The 1,559-nt window shown below is 72.6% G+C and carries 1 protein-coding gene; it reads right to left on the bottom strand.

The annotated features are described in order from the left end of the window. On the bottom strand, positions 1 to 1,537 hold a 1,537-nt coding region (locus ACIBCJ_RS35580; RefSeq protein WP_365981567.1), incomplete at its 3' end, for a polyketide synthase dehydratase domain-containing protein. Positions 1,538 to 1,559 lie beyond the last annotated feature (22 nt).

Genomic DNA, 1,559 nt, shown 5'->3' with positions numbered 1-1,559 from the left:
ACCCCTCAAACCGCCCATCCCCCAACCACCCACGCAACCACCCCAACACCCCACCCACCACACCACGCACCCCACCCGCCACATCCCCACCCACACCCACACCCACATCACCAGCACGCACAGAAGGCACCTCAAACACCACCGCACCCGCACCCACAACCCCATCCACCACCTCCGGCAACCCCGGCAACCCCTCACCCACAAACACCAAACCCCCCGACACCCCACCACCAACCAACCCCGACCCCACCGACTCCCACCGCAGGGCGTGAACGGCGGATTCCGGCACGCCGAACCGTGCGGTGAAGCTCTCCCGGGACACCGGACGCATCGTGAGTGCCCGGGCCTGGGCCACCGGGGCGCCGTGCCGGTCGGCGAACGCGACGGAGACGTCGTCGCCGCCCGCGGGCGTGATCCGGACGCGCAGGGCGGTGGGGGCGCCGGTGTTCCAGAAGGCGGCGCCCTGCCAGTCGAAGGGCAGCCGCAGGAGGTCCTCGGAGGCGAGCGTCTCGGACGCCGTGACGACCAGCGGCTGGATCGCGGCATCGAGCAGCGCGGGGTGGACCGCGAACGCGGCTGCTGTGTCGTGGAGTTGGGTCGGCAGACCGACCTCGGCGTACAGCTCCTCTCCGCGCCGCCACAGACGGGTGAGCCCCTGGAACGTGGGTCCGTACGCGTACCCCAGCTCGGCCAGGCGGTCGTAGACGCCGTCCAGCGGGATTTCGGTGGCGCCCTGCGGCGGCCAGCTGCGCAGGGGGGCGAAGACGTCCGGCTCCGGGCCGGCGCCCGTGGAGAGGAGACTGCCGCTCGCGCAACGGGTCCAGCCGGTGTCCTCGCCGTCCTGGCCGGCAGGCCGCGCGTGGACGGAGAACGCCCTGGCACCGTCCTGGCCGGCTGCCTCGACGATGATCTGGAGCTGGGCGGCCTCTCCCTCGGGCAGGTGCAGAGGGGCTTCGAGGGTGAGCTGTTCCACGCGGTCCGCGCCGGTACGGGCGGCCACCGCGGCCCCGAGTTCGAGGAAGGCCGTCGCCGGCAGGATCACGTTGCCGTCGATCGCGTGGTCGGCGAGCCACGGGTGGGCCTCGGCGTCGACCCGGCCGCCGAGCACCGTGTCCCCCCGGTCCGCGAGATCGACGGACGTGTCCAGGAGAGGGTGCCAGGACCTGTCGGCCCCTGCGGCCCGTCCCTCGGTCCGCTTCCCGGAGGGCAGCCAGTAGCGGTGGTGCCGGAAGGCGTAGGTGGGCAGGTCGGTCGGGGCCGCTCCGGGGAGAAACGCGGCCCAGTCGACGCGCGCGCCGTGGACATGAGCCGTGGCCAGTCCGGCAGCGAGTACGTCGGTCTCGGGATGCCGGGCACGCAGCAGGGGCACGGCCGTCAGGGCGCCGTCGTCCTGCCCGTCGCGGATCATCCCGGTGAGTACGGCGTCGGGGCCGACTTCGAGGCACAGGCCGACGCCTTCCTCCTTCATGGTCTGTACGGCGTCGTGGAAACGGACGGTGCCACGCAGCTGACGGACCCAGTACTCCGGATCGGTCAACTCACCCGGCCCCGCCACGGCA

This window comes from Streptomyces sp. NPDC051136 (genome assembly GCF_044455745.1).
Lineage (GTDB): Bacteria > Actinomycetota > Actinomycetes > Streptomycetales > Streptomycetaceae > Streptomyces.
Note: the sequence above shows the minus strand (reverse complement) of the source record. Positions and strands in the feature narration are given on the sequence as shown.